The organism is Rhodovulum viride (assembly GCF_003265965.1).
GTDB classification, from domain to species: domain Bacteria; phylum Pseudomonadota; class Alphaproteobacteria; order Rhodobacterales; family Rhodobacteraceae; genus Rhodovulum; species Rhodovulum kholense.
The window spans coordinates 1-1,289 of the sequence record NZ_MUAV01000092.1 but is presented as its reverse complement, the minus strand read 5'-3'; the positions used below and the strand labels follow the sequence as shown (position 1 = coordinate 1,289).

Annotated in this window: 4 protein-coding genes; all 4 read left to right on the top strand. The window is 68.3% G+C overall.

From position 1 onward, the window contains the following. The coding region (locus BYZ73_RS23080; RefSeq protein ID WP_181498160.1) for a hypothetical protein at positions 1–497 on the top strand (497 nt) is incomplete at its 5' end. 18 nt (positions 498–515) lie between these two features. Then, positions 516–827: a hypothetical protein gene (locus BYZ73_RS21120; RefSeq protein ID WP_108028598.1), complete on the top strand. Its 312-nt coding sequence runs from the start codon at positions 516–518 to the stop codon at positions 825–827. A gap of 96 nt (positions 828–923) precedes the next feature. Then, a complete protein-coding gene (locus BYZ73_RS21115) occupies positions 924–1,151 on the top strand; it encodes a DUF7940 domain-containing protein (RefSeq protein ID WP_112317565.1) in 228 nt (75 codons plus the stop codon). After that, on the top strand, positions 1,148–1,289 hold a 142-nt coding region (locus tag BYZ73_RS24230; protein ID WP_146746393.1), incomplete at its 3' end, for a glycoside hydrolase family protein. The genes BYZ73_RS21115 and BYZ73_RS24230, both read left to right, overlap by 4 nt.

Here is a 1,289-nt window from a genome sequence, read left to right as displayed (position 1 = left end):
CGGACCAGGACCTGCCCTGGCGCGCCATCGACGTGCGCGCCTGCAAGGACAACCCGATTGCCATCACCGAGGGCTCGCCCGGGGCGCCGAAGATCCAGCCCAGGGCCATGAGCCAGACCAACCTGCTTGGCACGATCAATCTGTCAGGCGGCAGCTCCTTGGTCGGAAGCATTATCACGGGCCTCGATGGGGTCCGTGATATGCGGGTGGACCTATGCTGGTTTCGAACCGGCGGTGGCGCTTCCGGCTTGCAGTTTGCCCTGAACCGTGACGGAACAGGCTCCACTGGCTATATCAATTTGGGCGGATTGGAGACCCCCTCTCATGGAACTCTTTACGTGAACCTCGTCACCGGGGCGTGGAGCTTCATGAGCAACGCAGGTGGGGCGGCTGGGGTGGCCGGGCTCGCCCCTTACAATCGCCTATATTTTCAGGCCAGCGGCCCTGCCAATCAGAACCTGATCGGCGCTGCACATGCCATCACGGGCCGGACATGACCGTGCGGATGTGTCGCCATGCTTGACGCGACCGACAACGCGATCCGCACCCTGCTGGCGCTTCTCGGCGCGCTGGTCCTCGTCTGGCTGCGCACCGACGGCATGGCGCTGGTCGCCCGCATGGGCATCGTGCTGGCCTCGGGCGCCATCGGCTATGTCGCGGGCCCCGAGATCGCCCTCTGGCTCGACATGCCCGAGCGCCTGACCATCGTCGGCGTGACCGTCCTCGGCCCGCTGGCGCTGGAAACCGCCGCCGCGGCGCTGCTCTGGCTCAAGCGCGACCCGGCCCATCTGGCGGAAATGCTGCGCCTCTGGCGGGGCGGCAAATGAGCCTGCCCCTCTACCTTACCCTCACCGCCGCCATCTGGCTGGCGCTGATCGTCTGGCCCTGAGACCGGGGCCATCCCCAACCGCAGGAGATCGCAAATGAAACTCGTGCCCAACTGGCGCGCGGTGCTGCGCCGTGCGTGGTCGGTGTGGATTCTGGCCGCCATGGTCATTCTGTCCGGCCTTGAGGCCGCCGCCACGCTGCTGTCCGCGGACATGCTGGGTCTGCCGCCCGATCTCTACGCCGCCGCCGTGGGGCTGCTCTCGGCCGCTGCGCTGCTGGCCAGGGTGATCGCCCAGACCGGGCTTGCGGGGGACGACGAATGATCCGCCGCCGCACCGCCGCCGGTGGCGCCGCAGCCGCGGTGATCGCCGCCGCCGTCGCGCTGATCGCCCCCTGGGAGGGCCTCCGCACCGCCTCCTATCGCGACATCGTCGGCGTCTGGACGATCTGCTACGGCGAGA

Excerpts from the sequence above, each read along its gene's own strand:
- BYZ73_RS21115 (WP_112317565.1), top strand. The coding sequence starts at position 924 with ATGAAACTCGTGCCCAACTGGCGCGCGGTGCTGCGCCGTGCGTGGTCG.
- BYZ73_RS21120 (WP_108028598.1), top strand. The coding sequence starts at position 516 with ATGCTTGACGCGACCGACAACGCGATCCGCACCCTGCTGGCGCTTCTC.